This window comes from Nitrospira sp. Kam-Ns4a (assembly GCF_965152595.1).
This window is the reverse complement of record NZ_OZ224218.1, coordinates 3,202,806-3,223,989: the sequence shown is the minus strand read 5'-3', so window position 1 is coordinate 3,223,989 and position 21,184 is coordinate 3,202,806. Positions and strand designations below refer to the sequence as shown.

At 67.7% G+C, this 21,184-nt stretch carries 21 protein-coding genes and 1 tRNA gene; 14 read left to right on the top strand and 8 right to left on the bottom strand.

What is annotated here, in order from left to right:
• Positions 1 to 39: 39 nt before the first annotated feature.
• Positions 40 to 1,044 carry a hypothetical protein gene (locus tag ACWHYQ_RS16100; protein WP_447973125.1) on the bottom strand — a complete coding sequence of 335 codons (1,005 nt, stop codon included), beginning with the start codon at positions 1,042 to 1,044 and terminating at the stop codon, positions 40 to 42.
• Positions 1,041 to 2,162: a S1C family serine protease gene (locus ACWHYQ_RS16095; RefSeq protein WP_447973124.1), complete on the bottom strand. Its 1,122-nt coding sequence runs from the start codon at positions 2,160 to 2,162 to the stop codon at positions 1,041 to 1,043. Before ACWHYQ_RS16095 ends, ACWHYQ_RS16100 begins: the two co-directional genes overlap by 4 nt.
• A gap of 231 nt (positions 2,163 to 2,393) precedes the next feature.
• Here ACWHYQ_RS16095 and ACWHYQ_RS16090 point away from each other — a divergent pair, with 231 nt between their 5' ends.
• Positions 2,394 to 2,879 carry a hypothetical protein gene (locus ACWHYQ_RS16090; protein WP_447973123.1) on the top strand — a complete coding sequence of 162 codons (486 nt, stop codon included), beginning with the start codon at positions 2,394 to 2,396 and terminating at the stop codon, positions 2,877 to 2,879.
• Between the two features lie 22 nt (positions 2,880 to 2,901).
• Here the strand turns inward: ACWHYQ_RS16090 and ACWHYQ_RS16085 are convergent, their stop codons facing one another.
• From ACWHYQ_RS16085 to ACWHYQ_RS16065, 5 genes are all read right to left on the bottom strand, one after another.
• Positions 2,902 to 3,297 (bottom strand): hypothetical protein, encoded by a 396-nt coding sequence (locus ACWHYQ_RS16085; RefSeq protein WP_447973122.1) that lies wholly within the window; start codon positions 3,295 to 3,297, stop codon positions 2,902 to 2,904.
• Positions 3,298 to 3,427: 130 nt separating this feature from the next.
• On the bottom strand, positions 3,428 to 3,748 hold the full coding sequence (locus ACWHYQ_RS16080; RefSeq protein WP_447973121.1) for a response regulator transcription factor: 321 nt from the start codon (positions 3,746 to 3,748) through the stop codon (positions 3,428 to 3,430).
• A 270-nt stretch (positions 3,749 to 4,018) separates the two neighbouring features.
• Entirely contained in the window at positions 4,019 to 4,237 is a 219-nt protein-coding gene (locus tag ACWHYQ_RS16075; RefSeq protein WP_447973120.1) for a hypothetical protein, read from the bottom strand.
• Between the two features lie 60 nt (positions 4,238 to 4,297).
• Positions 4,298 to 4,374: transfer RNA gene (locus ACWHYQ_RS16070), tRNA-Arg, on the bottom strand.
• Positions 4,375 to 4,420: 46 nt separating this feature from the next.
• Entirely contained in the window at positions 4,421 to 5,107 is a 687-nt protein-coding gene (locus ACWHYQ_RS16065) for a helix-turn-helix transcriptional regulator (protein WP_447973119.1), read from the bottom strand.
• A gap of 384 nt (positions 5,108 to 5,491) precedes the next feature.
• Here ACWHYQ_RS16065 and ACWHYQ_RS16060 point away from each other — a divergent pair, with 384 nt between their 5' ends.
• From ACWHYQ_RS16060 to ACWHYQ_RS16000, 13 genes are all read left to right on the top strand, one after another.
• On the top strand, positions 5,492 to 5,728 hold the full coding sequence (locus ACWHYQ_RS16060; protein ID WP_447973118.1) for a response regulator transcription factor: 237 nt from the start codon (positions 5,492 to 5,494) through the stop codon (positions 5,726 to 5,728).
• 128 nt (positions 5,729 to 5,856) lie between these two features.
• Positions 5,857 to 7,347, top strand: a complete 1,491-nt coding sequence (locus ACWHYQ_RS16055; RefSeq protein WP_447973117.1) for a caspase family protein — start codon at positions 5,857 to 5,859, stop codon at positions 7,345 to 7,347.
• Between the two features lie 17 nt (positions 7,348 to 7,364).
• Positions 7,365 to 7,988, top strand: coding sequence for a hypothetical protein (locus ACWHYQ_RS16050; RefSeq protein ID WP_447973116.1), 624 nt, complete (start codon positions 7,365 to 7,367; stop codon positions 7,986 to 7,988).
• 42 nt (positions 7,989 to 8,030) lie between these two features.
• Entirely contained in the window at positions 8,031 to 8,423 is a 393-nt protein-coding gene (locus ACWHYQ_RS16045) for a DUF805 domain-containing protein (protein WP_447973115.1), read from the top strand.
• A gap of 183 nt (positions 8,424 to 8,606) precedes the next feature.
• A complete protein-coding gene (locus ACWHYQ_RS16040; RefSeq protein WP_447973114.1) occupies positions 8,607 to 10,025 on the top strand; it encodes an HD domain-containing protein in 1,419 nt (472 codons plus the stop codon).
• A gap of 138 nt (positions 10,026 to 10,163) precedes the next feature.
• A complete protein-coding gene (locus tag ACWHYQ_RS16035) occupies positions 10,164 to 10,571 on the top strand; it encodes a response regulator (RefSeq protein WP_447973113.1) in 408 nt (135 codons plus the stop codon).
• 100 nt (positions 10,572 to 10,671) lie between these two features.
• The gene (locus ACWHYQ_RS16030) at positions 10,672 to 12,015 is read left to right on the top strand and encodes a sensor histidine kinase (protein WP_447973112.1); all 1,344 of its coding nucleotides are present in this window, start codon (positions 10,672 to 10,674) and stop codon (positions 12,013 to 12,015) included.
• 400 nt (positions 12,016 to 12,415) lie between these two features.
• Entirely contained in the window at positions 12,416 to 13,072 is a 657-nt protein-coding gene (locus ACWHYQ_RS16025) for an LPP20 family lipoprotein (protein WP_447973111.1), read from the top strand.
• A 124-nt stretch (positions 13,073 to 13,196) separates the two neighbouring features.
• On the top strand, positions 13,197 to 13,532 hold the full coding sequence (locus ACWHYQ_RS16020; protein ID WP_447973110.1) for a hypothetical protein: 336 nt from the start codon (positions 13,197 to 13,199) through the stop codon (positions 13,530 to 13,532).
• Between the two features lie 39 nt (positions 13,533 to 13,571).
• On the top strand, positions 13,572 to 14,600 hold the full coding sequence (locus tag ACWHYQ_RS16015) for a S1C family serine protease (protein ID WP_447973109.1): 1,029 nt from the start codon (positions 13,572 to 13,574) through the stop codon (positions 14,598 to 14,600).
• A 15-nt stretch (positions 14,601 to 14,615) separates the two neighbouring features.
• Entirely contained in the window at positions 14,616 to 15,245 is a 630-nt protein-coding gene (locus ACWHYQ_RS16010) for a hypothetical protein (RefSeq protein ID WP_447973108.1), read from the top strand.
• A gap of 13 nt (positions 15,246 to 15,258) precedes the next feature.
• Positions 15,259 to 17,364: a CHASE2 domain-containing protein gene (locus ACWHYQ_RS16005; protein ID WP_447973107.1), complete on the top strand. Its 2,106-nt coding sequence runs from the start codon at positions 15,259 to 15,261 to the stop codon at positions 17,362 to 17,364.
• 12 nt (positions 17,365 to 17,376) lie between these two features.
• Complete coding sequence (locus tag ACWHYQ_RS16000; protein WP_447973106.1) at positions 17,377 to 20,322, top strand: caspase family protein; 2,946 nt, start codon at positions 17,377 to 17,379, stop codon at positions 20,320 to 20,322.
• 20 nt (positions 20,323 to 20,342) lie between these two features.
• Here ACWHYQ_RS16000 and ACWHYQ_RS15995 read toward each other — a convergent pair whose 3' ends face one another.
• Positions 20,343 to 20,981: a response regulator transcription factor gene (locus tag ACWHYQ_RS15995; protein WP_447973105.1), complete on the bottom strand. Its 639-nt coding sequence runs from the start codon at positions 20,979 to 20,981 to the stop codon at positions 20,343 to 20,345.
• Positions 20,982 to 21,184 lie beyond the last annotated feature (203 nt).

Genomic DNA, 21,184 nt, shown 5'->3' with positions numbered 1-21,184 from the left:
CCCCGTCATACAGCCAGGCTGGCCAGCGCGCGGCCGCAGCTAGAACGTAAAGGCCAGTCCGACCGTCGCGCCCTGGCGCATGGTGCGGAACTCGGTGAGCGGGACGGAACTCGATCTCCCCGAGACGGGATGGTTCGTCCACGTGCCGTCTGTGATCTGCACCCACCAGAAGCGGTACCCGCTCGTCAGATACAGCCCCTCCATGAGCATCAGGCTCACCGTCCCTTCGACATTGGCGCCAATCCCAGTGCCTCGCATCGAGAAGCTCGGGCTCTGCTGGAGGTCCGTCCGCAGGTGATGGATGTCCTTGTTGTCCAGAAAGGTGTAGGGAATGAAGGCCGCCGCGGCGTCAAGCCGCAGCCGTGAGAGGACCTGCAGCCCGCTTTCGACCCCGACCCGGAGCGAGCTCCAGCTTGCCTGATTGGTCACCGCCGGTTGTCCGATGTTGGAGACGGTGCCCGCCGGATTGCACAGGACGCCCGGCGACGTGCAGACCACTTGGGTGACGCCGGTGGTGATCAGGGTCTCCCGCCAGTATTGAAAGCCGCCGAACACCTTCAGGGAACCACGGCGGTCGAAGAAGGTGAGGACCTCCCCGCCGACCGCACCGTTCACGTACCAGAGGTCGTCGCCGGGGAGGTCGCTGTGGGTGCTGCAGCAGCGTACCTGGCCGGCCAGGAAGTCGTCGTCGGTGAGCCGTCCGCCGCCGATCGTGCCGTAGCCGTAGTCGGCTGTCACGAACAGACCGTTGGCGAACGTGACCCGTCCGCGGATCTGCGCGACGGTCGTGACGACGTCCTTGTACGTGAGCCTCGATGTCGGGTTGCCGAGGCTCGGGTTGACTCCTGAGGCGTTGTGGCTCCACCGGGTTTGCCCTTCGGCGAGCCAGGTGGAGGGTTCGATCTGGATCCGGATCTTTTCCTGCCTGGTCTCGTCCGCCCGGGCCTGCGCATGCGCGGACCGCGGCGCGAGCCAGCCGCCGTCCGCCGCGAGGCAGGCGGCCAGCAGCAGGCCGATGGCCGTAGGGCCGACCAGGTCCCTCATAGCGGACGTAGCCCCTGGCCCTGACTTGACGGCTCTTCGGGCGTGGCGGAGGCGCGGGGCCGTTCCTCCAGCGTCGCCCGGACTGTCTGGCGCGCGCCGTTCCGCACGATGCTGAGATCGACCGTCTGCCCCACCTTCAATCCCTTGAAGGCATTTCGATACTGCTCCGGAGTCCGAAGCTCCATCCCGTTGACCGCCTTCAGGATGTCCCCGCCCAGGACCCAAGGTTCCCCCTCGATGGTGACGTTCAGGTCCCCGCCGTGGAGCCCGATCCGGTCCGCCGGGCTTCCCGGCTCCACGTCCTCGATGATCAAGCCACTCGTCAACGGCAGGGCGAACAAATTGATGACCTCGTCAGTCAGGAGCTTTCCGCGAAATCCGAGCCACGGCCGGATCACGCGGCCGTTCACGCGCAACTCGGCGACGATCTCCTTGGCCACGTTGATGGGGATAGCGAAGCCGATGTTCTGCGCCCCGAGCAGGATGGCCGTATTGATCCCGATGACGCGACCATCGAGATCCACGAGCGGGCCTCCGCTGTTACCCGGGTTGATGGGAGCGCTGGTCTGGATGACGCGCTCGTGAAAGAGCCGGCCCGTCTCCGGGGTCTTGCCGAACCCGCTGACCACGCCGGTGGTCAGCGCATAGCCCAATCCGAAGGGATGGCCGATGGCCAGCACCTCCTGTCCGATCTCGACCTGGTCGGAATCCCCAAGCTGCACGGCGGCGCGGAAGTTCTTCGGGAGCGCCATGCGGAGCAGGGCGAGGTCGGTCTGGGCGTCCAGGCCGATCACCTCGGCCGGCATCCGCTGGTTGTCGTGCAGCATCACTATGATTTTCGCCGCGCCGGCCACCACATGGGCGTTGGTGAGGATCGTGCCGTCTTGGTCCAGGAGGACGCCCGAGCCGATGCCTGAATAGGGGGAGGCCGGCTGATGGGGCTTGGTGAGATAGGCGGACATAATGAACACGATCGCCGGTGCCACCTTCTTGTACACCTGGACGGCGGTCTCCGGTGGGGCCCTTCGTGCAGGGGCCGCCTGTAGCTCGAGGTCCGGACAGGCGGCGAGCAGGGGAAACAACAGCAGGAGGCTTCGGATGGATCTCAGCATGGGCATGGGCCAGTCCTCCTTTCGTGGAACGGGTGTGGGGTCGAACGGGGCCCACTTGTACCACAAACGGCGGGCGTGGCCGAACCGAAATCACGGGCCGATGCGACCCTTGCAACCCCTCGCGGCGTGGATGGCGATGTGGAGGGAACTGGCGGAAGGGCCGTCCTGCTGGACGAACTGGGCCGAGAAGCGTATGCTGAGTCGGTCTACGAGACTGGAAAACACGGGTACTTGGGTATGGGAACTCTGCCCCGTCGTCTCCTGTTCCTGGTCATTGGAACGGTCCTCCTGCCGCTCCTGGCGGGTGGGCACGCGGACTCACCGCTCCGGAAGCTCGACTGCGTCAATCCGGAGGCGGCGGTCCTGGAATCCGGCTCCTCGCTGGGGACGACCATCGAGGTGCTCCGCGAGGCGCTGCGTACCCAGCTCCAGACGAAACTGCCGCGGCTCAAAGTGGATCGCACCTGCCCGAATCGGCTGTTCCTCAAGGTCTTCCTCCAGAACATCTCCACGGACCAGTTCGACGGCTTCTTCGGCCACGTGGCGCTTGAGCTGCGCCGCAAGGCGACGTTTACCGACACGGCGCAACCCGTGGACGCCCGGGCCTGGGCGTTGGAATCCTTCGTCCACGGCACCCGCGACAAGGCCAAGACCAGCGTCCTCGACCAGCTCACGATCCATTTCGCCCAATTCGCCGCCGAATACCAGGCGCAGAATCCGTAGACGACCCGGCTGCCTTGCCGAATCAGGCGTCCCGCCCGCCCACCTCGAACTGCACCTGCATCTCTGGCGCCAGCGTGTAGCCCCGGAACAATCGGGGCTCGCGGAGCCCGCCGAGTAGCCCGCGCGCGCCCACTACCTGGAAGTAATAGAACGTCACCAGGTCTCGAAACACCGGGAAGTTGAGTGGGCCCCCGTAGCCGCTCGGCCGCGTCACCGCGACTGGCTGCTCGGCGAGTGCTTCTCCAACCGGATGGACGATGTCCACACACAGGTCAGGGTGACGGGCGCCGTCGATCTCGAGATCGAAGAAGACGCGCGAGCCCACGCGCCCATCGCCCGGCTCGCATTCCGGCACGTTAAGGATGCATTTCTTGAAGGTGACCGTGGCGACCGGCATGGGCGAAGTATAATCGGGCACGGAAGGCCCTGTCACCGGTCGGGCCGACGCGGGCGCGGGATGCCGCGGCGTGTGGGAGCGGACTCCCCGCGCCATGTGCCGGAGGCCCGTTGCGGCCGCGCCGCTGCCCGGGAAGCCGGACGTCGCTAGGTCAGCGACGCCTCGTGGACCGGCGGGACGCGCCCCACCGGTGTGCCGCTCGGGAGGAGCGGCGTCTTCCCGGAACCCCGAGGTGGCGTGGCGTCAGCAGACGGTAGGCTATAGCCTTGCGGATCAATTGCACCGCGTTGCGAACATCCAGAACCTCCATAGCGTGGGAGCGGTGCACCTGAACCGTCCTCGGGCTGATGCGCAGTCGGCGACCGATTTCCTCGCTGGTGAGCCCTTGCGCTACCAGGTGGAGCACCCGGCTCTGGCGCGGGGTCAAGACCGGGGGCCGAAGATCTCGATGGAAATTGCGATATGACCGCATGGGATGTCCTCCTGCATGGTGTTTCGGTCAAGGCACTTACGCAAAGAGAATGCCACGATGCTCTGCTGAGGGAAATGACTCGTAAGTAGTCCACATCTCAAGGGGGAGCCGGAGGAGCGCTGACCAAGACGGCCCCGGAACCGTGGCGCAGGAAAGCCGGGGCCGGTAAGAATGACAACCCGTACGAGGAATTGTTACACGGTGGTCAGGGCTGACTCAGGACAGCCAGCGCTGGTGGGGACCTGCCAATCGGGGCTTTCCACGGACGGGTCAGCCCTTTCTCTCCGCCTCCACTCCTCCCTCCTGCTTCGCCTGGGCGATCTCCGCCTTGGCTTCAGCGACCAAGTCGTTCATGGCTTCGTAGAGGAGCAGGCCCCCTTTGATCAGCTCCTTGGCCAGCGGACGCGCTGCCTCCTGGACTGCCAAGCACAGGCGAGGAGCGGCCAACACGAGAGCGGCTCCCACGACGGCCCCGATGACGACTTCCATGGAATCCCTCTGCTCGGGGGCATCGTGCCGGGGCGGTGGCGCCGTCCCGGCCGTGCCAGGTGGTGCCCCCGACACGAATCGAACGTGCGACCCGCGGTTTAGGAAACCGCTGCTCTATCCTCCTGAGCTACGGGGGCACGGGCGTGATTGTACACCACGCCCCGGGCCCTTTGCACCGGTGCGTCAGCTCGCCTGGTGCTGAATCAGCTCCAGCGCGCGGGCGGCCGCGGCCGTGCGCGTCTCGACGCCCAGTTTCTGGTAGATCCGCTCCAGGTGCTTCTGCACAGTCCGCGGGCTGATTCCGAGGATGTGGCCAATGTCCGCGTTGCTCTTGCCTTCGGCAAGCCAGCCGAGGACGTCGCACTCCCGGTGGGTCAACGCGACGGGCTCCAGCACGTCCGCCACGGACGCTCCTCGCTGCTCTTCCAGGAACAGCCAGCAACGGCCCCGCGTGCGGGCGAGGCGTACCAGCACCTGGCGACCATCCCTCCGGATGACCATGTCTGGGGACGGGAACCGACCGAGCGCGGCTGGGGGGGGGTGCCGCGCTACCCAGCTTCGTAGGATTCCTGGAAGCTGACCGGTCCGGGCCGCGCCGTTCGCGCAGATCGCCAGGAGCTGGCGGGCTCGCATGGTCGCCCAGCGGATCTGCCCTTGCGGGGTGGCTTCCAGGATGCCCTGGCCGAGCGTTTCGATCGCCAGGTGGAGCGACGCGAATTGCCGCTGGAGGTGCAACTCTTCGTTCGCCAAGAAGACGCCGGCTGCTGCCTGGGCCATCTCCGGCAAGCCGGACGCCGGCGCCGGCCGGGCTGCCGTCCGCAAGTGCTTCTCCGCTGCGTTGAGCGTCTGCAACTGAGATCGCATGGCCATGGCCTCCGCCAGGCGGATCACCGGCCGAGCCGCCCGGTCTGGTCCGTATCGGTGCACACCCTCCTCTGGAAAGATCCCCAGGGGTCAGCGAGTCATCCCCCGGGCAGCGGGAAAACCGGGCTGGCGCTCCGGACGGACGGCGGTCTGCGGCCCGGATGTCCCCAATCATTTTACGTACGCCGTATGGCGTATTCCCACGCCTGGACCGGGCTGCTATGGTGCGGCAGCAAATGCCCACCGGACCGGGGGAGCCGTCCCAGGCCGGGGCGGGGGATGAAGTATAGCACCGGGCCCGTTAAAAGACCACTGCGGCGCCGCGCGCCCCGGCCAGGCCCCGCCCTGGTGCAGCGCCCGGCTCTCCGGCGGCTGCCAAGGAAGCCGATCATGATGACCGAACCTAGCCGGTTGAGTAGGCGGGAAGCTGAAGTGCTGTCCCTAGTGGTCCGTGGGCGGTCGAATAGCGAGATCGGCCTGGCTTTGCACCTGAGCGCCCGGACGGTCCAGAAACACCTGGAACGCATTTACCAAAAGCTGGGGGTCCGGAACCGGACGGAGGCGGCCGTGCAGGCCTACGCGCGGCGGTACCGCCGCTCTGACCTGCGGAAGAGGAGATACGGGTAAGGCCGCGGGGCGGCCACCGACAGACGTGGGGGTGGAGGCGATCGGGCGGGAGGCGATCGGGATGGGGAGGGAGGTATCGCTCGGCTGCGGACGGACTTGCGGGGCTGGGCCTGCTCGCGGCGCTGGGCGTGCTGGGGTGCGCCGGGGGCCAGATCACGGCCGCCTTTCCCCAGAATCCGGATGTGCCGCCGCTGGCGATGCGGCTGCTGCCGCTGCGGGCCGCGCTCGTCCTACCTCCCACCGTGACGGCGGCGACCCAGGAGATCAAGGTTGGCTGCAAGCTGACCCTGGGCTACGAGGCCGCGCTCACCCTTCCATTGGGGCGGGAGGTCGAGCGGCACGCGCCAGTGATCTTCTCGCGCGCCTTCGAAACGGTGGACGTCGTCACCGACAAACAGGCCGCCATGGCCTCCGGGCAGTACGACGCGCTCATCGAGCTGGCGCCACCCGTCCCGCGGATCGAACAGAAATGTGACCTGCAAAACGCCTATTTCTTTCTGCTCCCCTTCGCCCCCTACCAGCCCTGGCTGGCGCCCTTCATGACTGGCTACGTCTCGCTCACTGCGGCCGTCACGGACGGGCGCGGTCGAGAGGTCCTGGCCAGCGGGCGGGTTGAGCCGCAGGGAGGGGTCTTCAATTCGGCATTTCTGGTCGGAGGCCCCACAGCCGATGAGGTCGGGCTCTCCTTCGAGACGATTTTGCTCAATGGCCTGACGGAGTTGGCTCGGTTCCTGGGAACGAATGCCAGGCTGCGGCAATACGCCTCGGCCGTGTCTCGGCCGGTTCCGGCGCCGACGGCGCCGGCGCTCCCTGTCACGCCCCAGAAGCCCGTCGTGGCCAGCACGGTCAACATCGAAGAGGTTCCCCGGTTCAAGGTAGGTCCCCGCGAGCAGGACGTCGCCGTCGTGATCGGCGTGGAGAAGTATCGCGATCTCCCCAAGGCGGAGTATGCCGAGAACGACGCCCGGCTGGTCAAGGAGTACCTGGTCGCCATGGGCATTCCGGAGCGCAACATCGAGCTGCTCGTCAACGAGCGGGCCACCTTCTCGAGCTTCAAAAAAACGTTCCAGACCTGGCTGCCGAATCACGTCTCCCCGGACAGCCGCATTTTCATCTACTATTCAGGACACGGCTCGCCCGATCCGCAAACGGGCGCCCCGTATCTGGTCCCCTACGATGGTGACCCGGAGTCGCTGCCGGACACCGGCTATCCGCTCAGTCGCCTGAAGGAAAACCTGAAGCGCCTGGAGGTGGCTCAAGTGACGGTCGTGCTGGACGCCTGCTTCTCCGGCATGGGCGGCGAGCGCACCGTCATGGCCAAGGGCGCCAAGCCGATGGGCCTCGTGGTGGACGAAACCAAGACGTTCCCTCCCCACGTAGCGGTCCTCGCCGCAAGCCAACCCTCCCAGGTGTCCTGGGCCTATACGGAGAAGCAGCACGGCCTCTTCACGTATCATTTTCTGAAGGCCGTCAAGGAGGGAAAGACGGACCTGGTGGAGATTTACCGTGTCGTCAGGCCAGCGGTGGAAGACCAATCCAAGCGGGACAAGAACGCCAGGCAGACTCCCCAACTGACGCCGGAGCCTGAACGGCTGAGGGGCTGGAGCCTCGTTCACTGACGGAGGCTCGCGGTGCGATGGGCCTGCTGATGATATCGAAGGCGGTGGTCCTGCTGGTCATGAGCGCCGCCGTCCTGCAGGCTGGCTGCGGCGTGCGGGTGATCAAGCCCGAGGAGTCGCCGGCGCCCTATCCGTTCGGCGCGCCGCTCCCGCTCGTTGCGGGGTTGCGGCATCACAGCCAGAATAAGTTCTGGACCAGTGACATGGGTGCGGCGCTGGTCACGCGGCTGACCCAGGCGAAGCTGTTCCGGTCCGTCCACTATTCCACGGTCCCCGACAGCTGGCTGAACCTCGAGATAGACGCCGCCTTCGAAGGCTCCTTCGCCGAGGGGAGCGGCAACGACTTCAAGGCGTTTTTGACCGGGTTTTTGCTGCTGTTGCCGGCGCCTTTCGTTGAGTTCGAATGGCACTTCAAAGGGGCGGCCTCCGTCCAGGTCTTCGAAGCCGGTCAGGGCGGCTGGCTGGTGACCTCGTGCCAGGCCTCATCCGATGTGCCGGTGTTCGTCAAGTTTGGCGGGCTGTTCTCGGGCGAGCGGTGGTCCAAGGAGGCGATGAAGCTGTTGGTGGACGACCTGCTCGCCCAACTCGTGGCCCAGATGCAGAAGGACCGGGGGCTGTTTCTCCGCTTGGTGCCAGCTTGAGGGTGCCGCGGGCGGAACCATTGCGATCGGCGGGAGGAGACCATGGCTGAACAGACGCTCGATGACACGTCGTTCCTGTTCTCGTTCAAGGGGCGGATTCCGCGGTCGAAATTTTGGCTGTTCATGCTTTGGTACGTGCTGGGCCTCGTCGGGGTCCTCGCGCTCGACGTCGTGGCTGGGGCGGAGGGAGTACTCGCCGGGCTTCTGATGCTGGCCGCGCTGTGGCCCAGCCTGGCCGTGCAGGTGAAGCGGCTGCACGATTTCGACTACTCCGGCTGGTGGTTGCTGGCCAGCGTGATTCCGCTGGTGGGTTTGGGGATTTTTCTGGCTTGCGGGATCCACAAGGGCACGGCCGGGGACAACCGGTTCGGTCCCGACCCGCTTCGGTCTGTGCCGCTGCCCAGTCCCCAGAACCCGATGCGGTCGGCCGGGTGATTCACGACCAGGGTGCGGAGGTTCTGGGAGGACGGTCCGCGGCGTGTGGAGAGGTCTGGCCGGATGGCCCGGGGTGCTATGATGGCGGTCTCGATCGGGCGGGTGGGTTGTCCGCCGACAGTCGGTGGCGGAATGGCCCGGCGCGGGAGGGCTGACCGGATGACGGCGGTTGTACGGAGGAGGATGACGTTCCGTCTGGCTGACCCGGCGCTGGAGCAGGCCCTGGCGGATCTCTGCGCACTCGTTCGGGATGCAGGCGGCCGGGCGCTGCTCGTGGGCGGGTGCGTGCGAGACCTGGCCCTGGGGCTGCCGGCGAAAGATCTGGACGTCGAGGTCTACGGGGTCGCCCCAGACCGGCTGCTCGACCGGCTTGCCGCGCGCTTCCGGCTAGACCTCGTCGGGCAGGTCTTTGGCATCGTGAAGCTCCACGGTCTGCCCATTGACGTGGCGATCCCGCGCCGGGACACCAAGGCTGGCCGCGGCCACCAGGGCTTCAAGGTAAGCTCCGATCCCGGTATGACGTTAGAAGAGGCGGCCGCCCGCCGCGACTACACGATCGACGCCATGGCCTATGACCTGGAGCGGGGAGAGATCCTTGACTGCTTCGGCGGGCTCCGTGACCTCGAGGCACGGCGGCTCCGCCACACGACCGAGAAGTTCGCGGAAGACCCGCTGCGCGTCTTGCGCGGCCTGCAGCTTGCGGGGCGCTACAATCTGACCGCCGCGCCGGAGACGCTGGAGATGGCGCGGGGGCTCGTGGCGGAGTTCCACTCGCTCCCGATCGAGCGGGTCTGGGGCGAGTGGCAGAAATGGGCGGCCCGGTCGAGCCGGCCCTCCGCCGGGCTCGTGTTTCTGCAGCAGTGCGGCTGGCTCGCCGTCTTTCCCGAACTGGCAGCGCTCGACGGCTGCCCGCAGGATCCGGCCTGGCATCCCGAGGGCGACGTGTGGACGCATACGCGGCTGGTGACGGACGAGGCGGTTCGGGTGGCCTGGCGGGACGGGCTGGACGAAGACGACCGGACGGTCCTGGTGCTGGCGGCCCTGTGCCACGATCTCGGCAAGCCCGAGACCACGCGGATTGAGGGGGACCGCGTTCGGTCTCCCGGGCACGCCGCCCGCCTCGAGGCGGGCGGGCGGTTCCTCGGGCGCATTGGCACCCCCCCGCGGGTTGGCCAACGCGTCCGCGCCCTCTGCCGCTACCATCTGACCCACCTTGACTTCGGCGGCTCCGCCTCCAGCGTGCGCCGGCTGGCCCGGGCGCTCGGTGAAGCGGGGGAATCCATCCACATGCTGGCCAGGTTAGTGGAGGCGGATTCCAGTGGCCGTCCTCCCCTGCCCAAGGGGCTGCCCCCGACCATGGCGGCGATCGTGGAGATCGCGCGCACGCTGGCGGCCGCCGATGCCGTGCCCGCCCCCCTGCTCCGGGGCCGACATCTGCTGGCGCTCGGGCTCAAGCCTGGCCCGCGGGTGGGGGAGATCCTGCGGGCGGCCTACGAGGCGCAGCTCGACGGGGCGTTCGGCACGCTGGACGAGGCGCGCGCCTGGCTTCTCCGCCGGTTCCCCGACGACCTGGCCGGCGAACCAGGGCCAGATCAGGAGTAGGGTATCGTAGGGATGCATGCGTACGCCGTATGGCGTATTGGCAGGCCTCCTGCGATCTGCTAGAGTCGTGCCGCCTTTGATGGGGGACCTGTTCGACACAAAGGTCATTTCACCCTCTAATGCGAGGAGGAGGCCGCCATGCCCTTGGGACGCGTCCTGGTCGTGGATGATGATCTGCAAGTTCGGAAATCCGTGCGGTTGACCTTAGAGAAGTCGGACTTCGAGGTCGTCGAAGCGGAGGACGGCCAACACGCCATGCAGGCCATCCGCTTCGGCGACAACCCGCTCAAAGTGGACACGATTGTCTGCGACCTCGTCATGCCGAACGTCAACGGCATGCAGGCCGTTGCGTTCTTCCGATCCCAGTTCCCCTCTGTGCCGGTGATCGTGCTGACCGCTCACCCCACCGTCGAGAATGTCAGCGACCTGTACAAGCAGGGAGTGGTGGACTATCTCATCAAGCCCGCCGATCCGGTCCGACTCTTGAATTCCGTCAAGCGCGCGATTGATATGCACGTGCTGTTCAAGGACAAGTTCACGACCTAGGCCAATCGAACGCGACTCGCTTGCCCGGGGCGGGTCCGCGGGGTTCCCCGGAACGGGCGCGCCGGTTCCCCACAGGCTCGGGCCTACGAGGAGGCATGTGATGAGCGTCGTGCGCGCACCCGCGTCCGAGTCCATGTCCGAACGGCGGCGGCACTATCGCCGGCATGAAGACCGCAAGCTGCTGCAGCGCACCCGCGAGCTCGAAGCCGTGCGCCGCATCTGCGAGGCGCTCTTCCGGTACGTCGGCGTTCGGGAGTTGGTCGAGAAAACGCTCCGCACCGCGCTCGAAGTCGTCGGCGCGGAGGCCGGCTCCGTGCTGCTGGCCGACCCGAACACTCGGCGACTCATCTTTACCTATGTCATCGGGGAGAAGGCGGACCTGCTGCGCGGCACCGACATCCCTTGGGATCAGGGACTCGCCGGCGCGGTCTTCACCTCCGGGGAGCCGGAGGTGGTTGCTGACGTCAAGGAGGACGCGCGACACTTTGCCGGGATTGACGAGATGACCGGCTACCGCACGCGTGATCTCATCACGGTCCCGTTGAAGCGATGGCAGGGCAAGCCGATCGGCGTCTTACAGGTGCTGAACAAGCGCGAGGGGCGCCTAGGACCGGACGATCTGGCCATACTGACGATCGTCTCGGCTATCTCCGCCCAAACCATTGAGCGCGCACAGCTCTACGAAGAGGCCCGGCTCGCGGAGGTGGCGCGGCTGGTCGGCGACATCGGCCATGACCTCCGCAACATGCTGCAGCCGGTCGTCGTTGGCGCGGGGCTGCTGAAGGCTGAGCTGGAAGAGCACTTTCGGTCGCTCGATCGGCAAGGCACCGCCTGTGGGCGGACCAGCAAGCCGGGATGCGACGAGCTGATCGGGATGATCGAGGAAAACACGGAGCATATCCAGCACCGCGTCAAGCAGATCGCCGATTGCGTGAAGGGGATCATCACCCCGATCGCATTTACGGTTTGCGACGTCGCCAAGGTGGTGGAGCGGGTCTTCCGGAGTCTGCAAGTCGTCGCCGACGAGAGGGGACTCGCCTTGCGCGCCCAGGGGCTGGACCGGCTCCCATGCATCCAGGCGGACGAGCGGCTGCTGTTCAACGCCTTCTATAACCTGGTCAACAACGCGCTGGCCGAAACGCCGCCGGGCGGTTCCGTGACTGTATGGGGCCACAAGGACGCCGCGACCGGCGACGTGGTCCTCTCCGTGACGGATACCGGTCGCGGGATGCCGCCGACGGTGCGCGACAGCCTGTTTACGGATCGGACGATCAGCCGGAAGCCGGGCGGCACCGGATTGGGCACTCGGATTGTGAAAGACGTCGTGGACGCCCACGGAGGCACGATCACGGTCGAGAGCCTCGAAGGGAGCGGGAGCACCTTCACGATCCGGCTCCCGCAGCAGAGGCTCGCGGGCGGCAACCACGACAGGCTTCGAGGCTAGCCCGGACTATTCATGATCGCTTCTGCTGCAATCGCGGATTCGCCGCTGCGGCAAGCCGGCATTTGGGTTCCACGGCATGCCGGCGGGCGGGCTCGCCGCTCGGTCGGTCACCGTGCTGCAGGGAGCACGCCTCCCTTCCTCGCGGCTCCACGTGCCCGTCTCGCCGGGCGACCGCGCGATTTCGCGACGAACCGCCATGAATAGTCCGGCTAGGGCTGCACACGGATGTGCAGCAGGTGACCCGCAAAGAAGGGGGTATGACCTAAAAGCTTGTGCGTACGCCGTCTGGCGTATTGGCTAAATAAACACGGGTTGCTATGGTCGTGGCGAACCAGGGAACAGCGGTGACCTATGATGCCGGGCGAAGGGCGACCTTCCCGGCCAACCAAGGAGGCGAGTGATGCGAGCGAGGCTGGTAACGCTGGGGGTGGGGTTGATGGTGCTGGTCGGGGTCGCGGCAGGCTGCGCCGAGCAAGAGGTGGCCGTGCCGCCGACCACCCAGACGGGCATGGCGGGACCGGGGACGGCCATCCAGAACGTGCCGGGCTTGCCCTGTTGGGTGACGCAGGCGGCGAAATGCTTCAGCGGTGAACGCCGAGTCTTCTATGGGGTCGGGAACTCGGCGGCGATGCAGAACCCCGCGCTCCGTCGCCGGGCGGCCGAGGGGCAGGCGCGACGTGACATCGCGCAGACCTTCAACACTTACGTGGCGGCGCTCCAGAAGCAGTACCTGGCCGAGACGACGGCCGGCGCGATGGACAGGCAGGCGGTCGAGCAGCACGTCGTGGACGTGATGAAGCAGCTGACGGAGGCGACCCTCGTGGGCGTCACGATCGCCGAATATTGGGAGCATCCGACCCGGAATGAGGCCTACGCCTTGGCGCGGCTGGACCTGGCGCAGTTCTTAGACACCCTCGGCGCGATGAAGCAGGCCGAGGGGAACTTCAAGGAGCTCGACGCGAAGATGCGGGACTTCGTCCGGAAGAACGCCGAGCAGGCCTTCGATAATCTGGACAAGGAGCTGAATGCCCGGAAAGGGCAGTCAGCGCAGCAGTGATGGGCCGGGGCTTGGGTGACACGACCGGCGCCCGGGGCGGCGCCTCGATCCTTCTGTGTGCGGCCCTGGCGGCGGGATGCGCGACGGAGCCCCGCCGCCCCCGCCCCCGCCGCCCGGATGGCTGATGCTGGTGCCCAGTGCCAAAGGGGAGGTGTGTGCCCAGGGGGTGAGCGGGCCCACCTACTTCGCCGAGGACGCCAAGAAAGCGAGCCACGATGATGCCTTGGTCAAGCTGGCCCAGGCGGTCAAGGTCAGGATCCAGGCTACCATTGACTTCAAGGAGTCTGGAGACAGCCGCGGGTCGGACACGGAGATCCGGCAGCAGGCGGGATTCGCTTCCGACGTCGAGCTGAAGCAGGCTCAGCTCCGGGAGCAGTGGGTGAGCCCCGGAGCCGACCCACGGTATGGGCCCAAGGGGACGGTCTATACGCTCGTCTGTATGCCCATCCCAACGCCGTAGCGGGCAGAACGCTCATCGGCTAGCGAGGAAATGGAGGCCATGATGGTGACGAACAGGCGGCTCATGGGACGGCTCTGGCTGAGGCTGGCCGGGCTGGGGGGGCTCGGCTGGCTGGTCTGGCTGGCGCCCGGCACCGGGCTCGCGGTGGAGCTGACCCCTCAGCAGATCTACGCGCAGGCGGCGCCCGCCGTGGTCTTCGTGGCGGCGTTCAGCGACGACAAGCAGATGGCCGGGACCGGCTCCATTGTCAACCGCGACGGGTACGTGCTGACCAACGCGCACGTCGTGATTGATCCGGAGACCGGCCAGCCCTTCGACCGCGTGTGGGTGTTCCTGAAGCCGGAGCGCGTGACGGGGCATCAAGACAACGACTTCTCCCGGCGGGTCAAGGGCCAGGTGGTCGCTTACGACGTCAACCTGGACCTGGCTGCGATCAAGCTCGAGCCGGCTCCACAGCCCTTGCCGGTGCTTCCGCTGGGGGATCCCCGGCCGGTCCAGATCGGGGCGCGGGTCGTCGCCATCGGGCATCCGGAGCAGGGCGGCCTCTGGACCCTGACGACGGGCGTCATCAGCGCCGAGTTCGAAGACTTCCAGGAGATCCGCGGCAAGCATGTCTTCCAAACCGAGACCAGCCTCAACCGCGGTAACTCCGGCGGGCCGCTCCTGGACGCCGAAGGCCACCAGATCGGCGTCAACACGGCGATCGCCCGGAAGGCCAAGGACGGCTTGGCGATCACGGCCATCAGCTTCGCGCTCAAGTCCAGCGTGGCGCGGGACTGGCTGGCTCAGCAGGGAGTGCAGGTGGCCTACGCGCCGGTGGCGGCCGCGACGCCCCCACCGACGAAGCCGGCAGAGCCAGCCCCGGCCCCGGCCCAACTGGCTCCTCCGAAGCCGCAGCCGAAGCCCGCCGCGCCAGTGCCCCCGTCGGCTCCGTCTGCCGGCGGCCCGCCGCCGGCGCGCCCCTACAACTTAGACCAGTTGGTCAAGGGCCTGGATCGAGTGGAGAAGGAGATGGAGAGCCTGATGGACGAGATGCGCAACGAAATCCGCGCCCGCGAGCGCCGGTAGCCGAGAGGTGTGGCCGTGCCCAAGGGCGCGCTGACGGGTACCGTCCTGGCCGGAGTTCTGCTGCTGGCGTCGGCGCTCGGCCCAGTCCCCTCGCGGGCGGCATCGCCGGACGAGAAGCTGGATTGCCGGGTCTATGAGACGAAGAAGGGCTCCGTCACGATCGGGCTGAAGGTCGGCAACTTGCTCTTCTCCGTGGGCCCTGAAATCACCTATGCGTTGGAGCGGGGCGTGGCCTGGGATCAGGCGGTCCACGGGATCATCGTCCGCTACGTCGAGCTGTGCAACCGGTACAACGCCGGACTGGTCTCCAAGGCGGAGTACGAGCAGCGGCTGCGCGACATTGACGAGATCTACCAGGAGGCCCAGCGCCTCCAGGCGAAGCTGGTGGAGGCCACCCGCACCCGCGCGGGGATGGCGCACAGCGAGCTCGATGAGGCCTTCGGCCCGAAGGCGCCCGCCGGGTCGCCAGCACCCGCGACGCCGGAGCGCGTCGCGTTGCAGGAGTCGGTCGAGGGCTTCGCCAAGCGGATTGACCAGCTCGACCCCATCGGGCGGCCGCTCGCGCGCCCGCCCGACCCCGTGAAGCCCGGCGGGATCACCGGCTCGGTCGGCGCCTCGCCGGAGCCTGCGCCGGCGAACCCCTAGCCGGCTGGCGGCCATGCATGACTGGTTCCCTCACCGGGCGCGCTGCTGGTCCCATGTGGCGGCGCTCCTCGGCTGCGGCCTTCTTGCCGCGGCGGTTCCGCTGGCGCTCGATTGGATGTGGCCTCGGCTGCTGGAGCCCGTCGAGCTGTGGACCGTGGACGTCCGGTTTCGCCTCCGGCCCGCCCTCCCGGTCGCCGATCCCTCGCCCGAGAACGGGAAGTCCGAAGTCCTCGCTATGGTTGACTACGACAATCGCGCCGCGCAGGAGCACGGCCTCGGACGATGGCCCTGGGACCGTCGCGTGCACGCGCAGGTGATTCGGTGGCTGCGCGAGTGGGGCGCTCGCGCCGTCGTGATGGATCTCGTCTTCGAGCATCCGGGCCGGGCCCCCGGCGAGGACCAGGCGCTGGTTACAGCCAGCCGCGAGGCCGGCAACGTCTTCTATCCGCTGCTGATCCACCTCGGTCAGGAGGCGGAGGGCAGCGCGCCGATCGAGTCCCGGTTCCTCATCCGGGCCGACGCGGCGCCGGACGGCGCGCTGTCCGCGGCCGCTGCCTGGAGCCTCCCGCTGCCCGGGCTCGTCGAGGCGGCGGCCGGGCTAGGCCACATCCGCCGGACGGTTGACTCGGCCGACGGGATCCTGCGACGGATTCCTGCCGTGTACCGGGTCTCGAACGGCTTCGTGCCCGCGCTCTCGCTGGCCGCCGCGTTTCAGCATCTGGGCGTGGATCTCGCGTCGGTCCAGATCGAGCCGGGCCGGGCGCTCCGGTTCCTGGTTCACGGCGAGGCGGTCGCGATCCCCCTGAACGAGCAGGGGGCCATGTGGATCAACTATGCCGGCGGATGGGGCAAGCGATTCGTGCATGCGCCCTATAGTTGGATCCTCGAGGAGATGGCCAAGCCGGATGGCCCCGACAATCTGCGTGAGTTCTTCCGGGGGCGGACGGTCGTCGTTGCGAACCTCACCACCGCGTCCGGGGACCAGGGCCCCGTGCCGTTCGAGCAGAATTTCATCTTCAGCGAGATGCATTTGCACGTGCTGAACATGCTGCTCACCCGGCAGTTTCTCCGGGACGCGACGCCGGCCGAGGCCCGGTTGATGGTCTGGCTGCCGCTTCTCGCGCTGACGGCCGTCACCCTCGCGGGTGGCCCCGCGGTCATGCTGCCGAGTTTCTGGGCGGTCCTGGTCGCTGTGCTGCTGGTGGCCCAATGGGCCTTCCATGCGGGGGTGGTCCTCCCGGTCGTGCCGCCGGTCCTGGGGCTGGCCTCCGGGGTCGTGCTCCTGCTCGCGGCGCGCTTCTTCATCGTGGACCGGGAGCGGTGGCGCTTCCTGTCGGTGCTCGGCGCCTGTCTGCCGCCGCAGACGATCCGGGCGATCCGGCAGAACCCCAGCCGCATCTCCGCCCTGCTCGCCGGGCGGCGGCGCGAGCTGACCGTGCTGTTCGCCGACCTCCGGGGCTTCTCCGCCTGGTGCAAGGGCGCCAATCCGGGCGAGGTCCAGCAGCGCCTCCACGACTACCTGTCCAGCATGAGCACGGTGCTCCGAGGGGCTGGCGGGACGCTCGACAAGTACATGGGCGATGGGATCATGGCCTTCTTCGGCGACGCGGAGCCGCTGGAGGGCGGGCCCGACGCCGAGGAAGAGCGGGTCTCGCGCCATGCGGGGAACGCGGTCCGCGCGGCGATCGAGATGCAACGCCAGATGGCGATCCTGAACGAGCGCTGGGTGGGCCAGGGAGGCCAGGCGCTGTGGCTGCGCATCGGTGTCAACACCGGGATCGTCACCGTCGGCAACCTCGGGACTGAGTACCTGTGGGACTACACGGTCGTGGGCCCCGAAGTGAACAAGGCGCAACGGCTGGAGAGCGCCGCGGATCCCGGGGGCGTGCTGCTCTCCGGGCGGACCTACCGGCTGGCCCGCGCGCGGGGCCTCCTGCCCGAGGAGCTGCCCGCAGTCACCCGCGAGCTGAAGGGAATCGGCGCGGAGTCGGACCTTTATGCGGTGTCGCCGGAGCTGGTGGCGCGCCTGGCAACAGCCCTGCCGGTGATCGAGTTCGCGGACAGACGACAGGCTGGCTGGCCGAGGTGGATGGCCCACAACCGGATCGCCGCTCGCTGAGGAGGTCAAGCCATGGCTCCGAAGAAGACGCTACCCAGGTGGAGAGGGGTTCTGGCATGCTTGCTCGTGCCGGCCAGCCTGTCGAGGCCAGTCTGGGCGGGCGAGCCGCCCACGGAGCCGGTGCTCCAGATCGAGAGCGGGATGCACACCGCGATCATCAACCGGATCGGGGTGGATGCCGCGAACCGGGTTCTCGTGACCGGCTCGGACGATAAGACCGCCCGGGTCTGGGACCTGGCGACCGGACGGCTCCTGCAGATCCTCTGGCCGCCGATCGGCGACGGCAATGAAGGCAAGATCTATGCGGTGGCGATCTCCCCGGACGGCCGGACGGTCGCGGCCGGCGGATGGACGGGATACGAGTGGGACGGCAGCAACTCCATCTATCTCTTTGACCGTGCGACCGGACACATCGTGCGGCGCCTGGCGGGTCTGCCCAACGTCATCCTCCACCTGGCCTACAGCCCGGACAGCAGCCGCCTCGTGGCGACGTTGGGGGGGAAGAACGGGATTCGCGTCTATCGGACGGCCGACTATGCCCTCATCGGGGAGGACCGCGACTATGGCGGCCAGAGTTATGGCGCGGACTTTGACGCGTCCGGCCGGCTGGCGACGTGCTCGGACGATGGCTTCGTGCGATTGTACGATCCGTCACTCCGGCTCCTCGCCAAGCGGCGGGCGCCCGGCGGCGCAGAACCGTTTTCGGTCCGCTTCTCTCCGGACGGGACGAAGATCGCCGTGGGATTCGACGATTCCACTCACGTCAATGTCCTCTCCGCCAAAGACCTGGGCCTGCTGTATGCGCCCGACAGCGAGGGTGTAAGGAGCGGGAACGTATCGAGTGTGGCCTGGTCCGCCGATGGCCGAAGGCTGTACGCGGGAGGCAGGTACCACCTCAACGGGTCTTATCCTATCCGGGTCTGGGCTGAGGCAGGGCGGGGCCAGGCCACGGACCTGCCGGCTACGAAGAACACGATCATGGATCTCCAGCCCCTTGCCGACGGCGGGGTCGTTTTCGGAACGGCTGATCCCGGATTCGTGGTCTTTGATGCCCGGGACCGCCGCACCCTCTTCCGCGGGCCGACCACAGCGGATTATCGCGGCGAAGCCGTGCTGGTTTCCCACGAGGGGGATGCCATTCAATTCGACTATGGGGCAAGCGGCAAGGCGCCGACCTGCTTCTCCCTGGCCACCCGCGTGCCGGAAGCAGCAGGCTCGGGAAGGGCCGGGCTGACCGAGGCGGTGACCGTCGCGCCCGGACTGGAGATCACGGGCTGGCAGCATACCGGCGCCCCCAAGCTCAACGGTCGCCCGCTGCCGCTCAAGCCGTATGAAATCTCGCGCAGCCTGGCGATCGCACCGGATCACCAGACGTTTCTTCTAGGGGCCGACTGGTCCATCCGCCTCTTCGATCGGACGGGCCGGGAGCTCTGGCAGGTGTCGGCGCCGGGGTTCCCCAGGAGCGTGAACATCGCGGGCAACGGCCAGGTGGCGGTGGTCGCCCTCGGCGACGGGACGATTCGCTGGTACCGCCTGCGGGACGGAAAAGAACTGCTCGCCTTCTTTCCGCACAACGACCGGAAGCGCTGGGTGCTGTGGACGCCCTCCGGCTACTACGACGCGGCGCCGGGCGCGGAGGAGCTGATCGGCTGGCGGCTCAACCGGGGCAAGGACCAGGCCGGCGACTTCTTCCCCGTGGGACAGTTCCGGAGCACCTACTACCGGCCGGACGTGGTCGCCAAGGTGCTGGAGACGCTGGATGAGGGCGGGGCGATCCGGGCAGCCAATGCCGAGAGCGGGCGCAAGGGGGCCGCCGTCCCGCTCACGCAGCAGCTCCCGCCGGTGGTGACGATTCTGGCGCCGGCGGCGGGGGCGGCGGTGGCCGGGGCGGAGGTGCTGGTGCGCATCGCGATCCGCTCGCCCTCGGGCGAGCCGGTGACGGTGATCAAGGCGCTGGTGGACGGGCGGCCGGTGATGGTCGAGCGGGGGGTGGCGGTGCTGGGTCCTGCGACTCAGCGACCTGGCTCAGGGCAGGCTGGCTCGGGACCGGCTTCGGCCGGTCCCGAGCAAGGGGAGGGGGTGCGGGAACTGCGGGTGCCGATCCCGGAGCGGGATGCGGAGATTGCGATTCTGGCCGAGAACCGCTTCGCGGTGAGCGAGCCCGCCCTGGTCCGGGTGCGCTGGCGCGGGCGGGCCACCGGGAACGAGGCTGTCATCAAGCCGAAGCTCTACGTACTTGCGATCGGGATCAGCGCGTATCAGCGGGAGGAGTTGCGGCTGGGGTTCGCTGCGAAGGATGCGCGGGATTTCGCCCGGGCCATGGCGCGGCAGCAGGGCGGGCTGTACGAGGCGGTGGAGACCAAGGTGCTGACCGACGGGCAGGCCACGAAGGAGAACATTTTGGATCATCTGGACTGGTTGCTCAAGCAGACGACGGGCAAGGATGTGGCGATGGTGTTTCTGGCGGGGCACGGGGACACCGACGTGAAGGGCAAGTACTACTTTCTCCCGGTCAATGTGGATCCGGAGCGGCTGATGGCGACGGGGGTGCCGTACACGGACCTGAAGGAGACGGTGGAAGCGTTGGCCGGCAAGGTGTTCGCGTTCGTGGACACGTGCAAGGCGGGCAACGTCCTGGGCAAGCGGCGGGGCGGGGCGGACATCAATCAGCTCGTGCACGAGCTGGCGAACGCGGACAGCGGGGCGGTGGTGTTCACGGCGGCGACGGGCCGGCAGGCGTCGCTGGAGCATCCCGACTGGGGGAATGGGGCGTTCACGAAGGCGCTGGTCGAGGGGCTGAACGGCCAGGCCGACCTGTTCGGCCGGGGCACGATCACGATCACGAGCCTCGAGGCCTACATTGCCGAACGGGTGAAGGCATTGACGAAGGGCAAGCAGACGCCGACGACGGCCAAGCCGAAGACGGTTCCCGACTTTCCCGTGGCGGTCGTGCGATGAAGGCCAATGAGCCTGACCGGTCAGGCGCTCGGCAGACGCTGCCGGTTGTGCAGCAGCTCGATGACGTACGCGGCCGCGGCGGTGCGAGTCTCGACACCGAGCTTCTGGAAGACGCGCTCGAGGTGTTTCTGCACGGTCCGCGGGCTGATCCCGAGGATCGCGCCGATGTCCGCGTTGCTCTTGCCCTGGGCCAGCCAGGTCAAGACGTCCGCCTCGCGCTTGGTCAGGCCGGCTGGGACGAGCGCGGAGGCCGGCTCGCGGGTCACCAGCTCCTCGAGAAACAGCCACCAGCGCGTGGCCCGGGCGGCCAGGCGGACGGCAAGCTGCCGGCCAGCGGCGTGGACGACGTACGGCTCCTGCTGCTCCGGCCCCTGGGCGGAGGTCGGGTGCTCCGCGAGGCGGCGCGCCCACTGCAGCAGGCTGGTCGGCACCTGGCGCTGGTGGCGGACCCGATGCCCCCAGTAGGCGGTCATCCACTGCCAGGCTCTGGTCGTCGCCCAGCGGATGCGGCCTTGCGGGGTGACCTCGATGATGCCCTGCCCTAGACTGTCGAGTGCCTGATGCAGCGCGGCCAGTTCCTTGCGGACCTGCGAGGTCCAGAGGGCCGGGCCTGGTCCTGGCCGATGGACCACGGGAACGGGAGTCGCCGATGCAATCATAACGGTCTTCGAGAGGCGGCGGCCTCTCGCCTCCTGGAGTGATCGGGGCATACGTGTTGACTGGTGCATGGGGTCGCCTTCCTCCAGGGGCTTGCGCAGGCTTCATGCCCGAGCATGCGGTGCCAGGAGACGAACCGCGGGGATTCTCCTAACCGGTGGAAACACCGCGGTGAAAAGAGCGTGCCGTCCCGAGAGCTCCCCTT

Excerpts from the sequence above, each read along its gene's own strand:
- ACWHYQ_RS16000 (WP_447973106.1), top strand. The coding sequence starts at position 17,377 with ATGGCTCCGAAGAAGACGCTACCCAGGTGGAGAGGGGTTCTGGCATGC.
- ACWHYQ_RS16095 (WP_447973124.1), bottom strand. The coding sequence starts at position 2,162 with ATGCCCATGCTGAGATCCATCCGAAGCCTCCTGCTGTTGTTTCCCCTG.
- ACWHYQ_RS16025 (WP_447973111.1), top strand. The coding sequence starts at position 12,416 with ATGCGAGCGAGGCTGGTAACGCTGGGGGTGGGGTTGATGGTGCTGGTC.
- ACWHYQ_RS16065 (WP_447973119.1), bottom strand. The coding sequence starts at position 5,107 with ATGGCCATGCGATCTCAGTTGCAGACGCTCAACGCAGCGGAGAAGCAC.
- ACWHYQ_RS16005 (WP_447973107.1), top strand. The coding sequence starts at position 15,259 with ATGCATGACTGGTTCCCTCACCGGGCGCGCTGCTGGTCCCATGTGGCG.
- ACWHYQ_RS16045 (WP_447973115.1), top strand. The coding sequence starts at position 8,031 with ATGGCTGAACAGACGCTCGATGACACGTCGTTCCTGTTCTCGTTCAAG.
- ACWHYQ_RS16050 (WP_447973116.1), top strand. The coding sequence starts at position 7,365 with ATGGGCCTGCTGATGATATCGAAGGCGGTGGTCCTGCTGGTCATGAGC.
- ACWHYQ_RS16100 (WP_447973125.1), bottom strand. The coding sequence starts at position 1,044 with ATGAGGGACCTGGTCGGCCCTACGGCCATCGGCCTGCTGCTGGCCGCC.
- ACWHYQ_RS16040 (WP_447973114.1), top strand. The coding sequence starts at position 8,607 with ATGACGTTCCGTCTGGCTGACCCGGCGCTGGAGCAGGCCCTGGCGGAT.
- ACWHYQ_RS16075 (WP_447973120.1), bottom strand. The coding sequence starts at position 4,237 with ATGGAAGTCGTCATCGGGGCCGTCGTGGGAGCCGCTCTCGTGTTGGCC.
- ACWHYQ_RS15995 (WP_447973105.1), bottom strand. The coding sequence starts at position 20,981 with ATGATTGCATCGGCGACTCCCGTTCCCGTGGTCCATCGGCCAGGACCA.
- ACWHYQ_RS16035 (WP_447973113.1), top strand. The coding sequence starts at position 10,164 with ATGCCCTTGGGACGCGTCCTGGTCGTGGATGATGATCTGCAAGTTCGG.
- ACWHYQ_RS16080 (WP_447973121.1), bottom strand. The coding sequence starts at position 3,748 with ATGCGGTCATATCGCAATTTCCATCGAGATCTTCGGCCCCCGGTCTTG.
- ACWHYQ_RS16090 (WP_447973123.1), top strand. The coding sequence starts at position 2,394 with ATGGGAACTCTGCCCCGTCGTCTCCTGTTCCTGGTCATTGGAACGGTC.
- ACWHYQ_RS16060 (WP_447973118.1), top strand. The coding sequence starts at position 5,492 with ATGATGACCGAACCTAGCCGGTTGAGTAGGCGGGAAGCTGAAGTGCTG.
- ACWHYQ_RS16020 (WP_447973110.1), top strand. The coding sequence starts at position 13,197 with ATGCTGGTGCCCAGTGCCAAAGGGGAGGTGTGTGCCCAGGGGGTGAGC.
- ACWHYQ_RS16030 (WP_447973112.1), top strand. The coding sequence starts at position 10,672 with ATGAGCGTCGTGCGCGCACCCGCGTCCGAGTCCATGTCCGAACGGCGG.
- ACWHYQ_RS16015 (WP_447973109.1), top strand. The coding sequence starts at position 13,572 with ATGATGGTGACGAACAGGCGGCTCATGGGACGGCTCTGGCTGAGGCTG.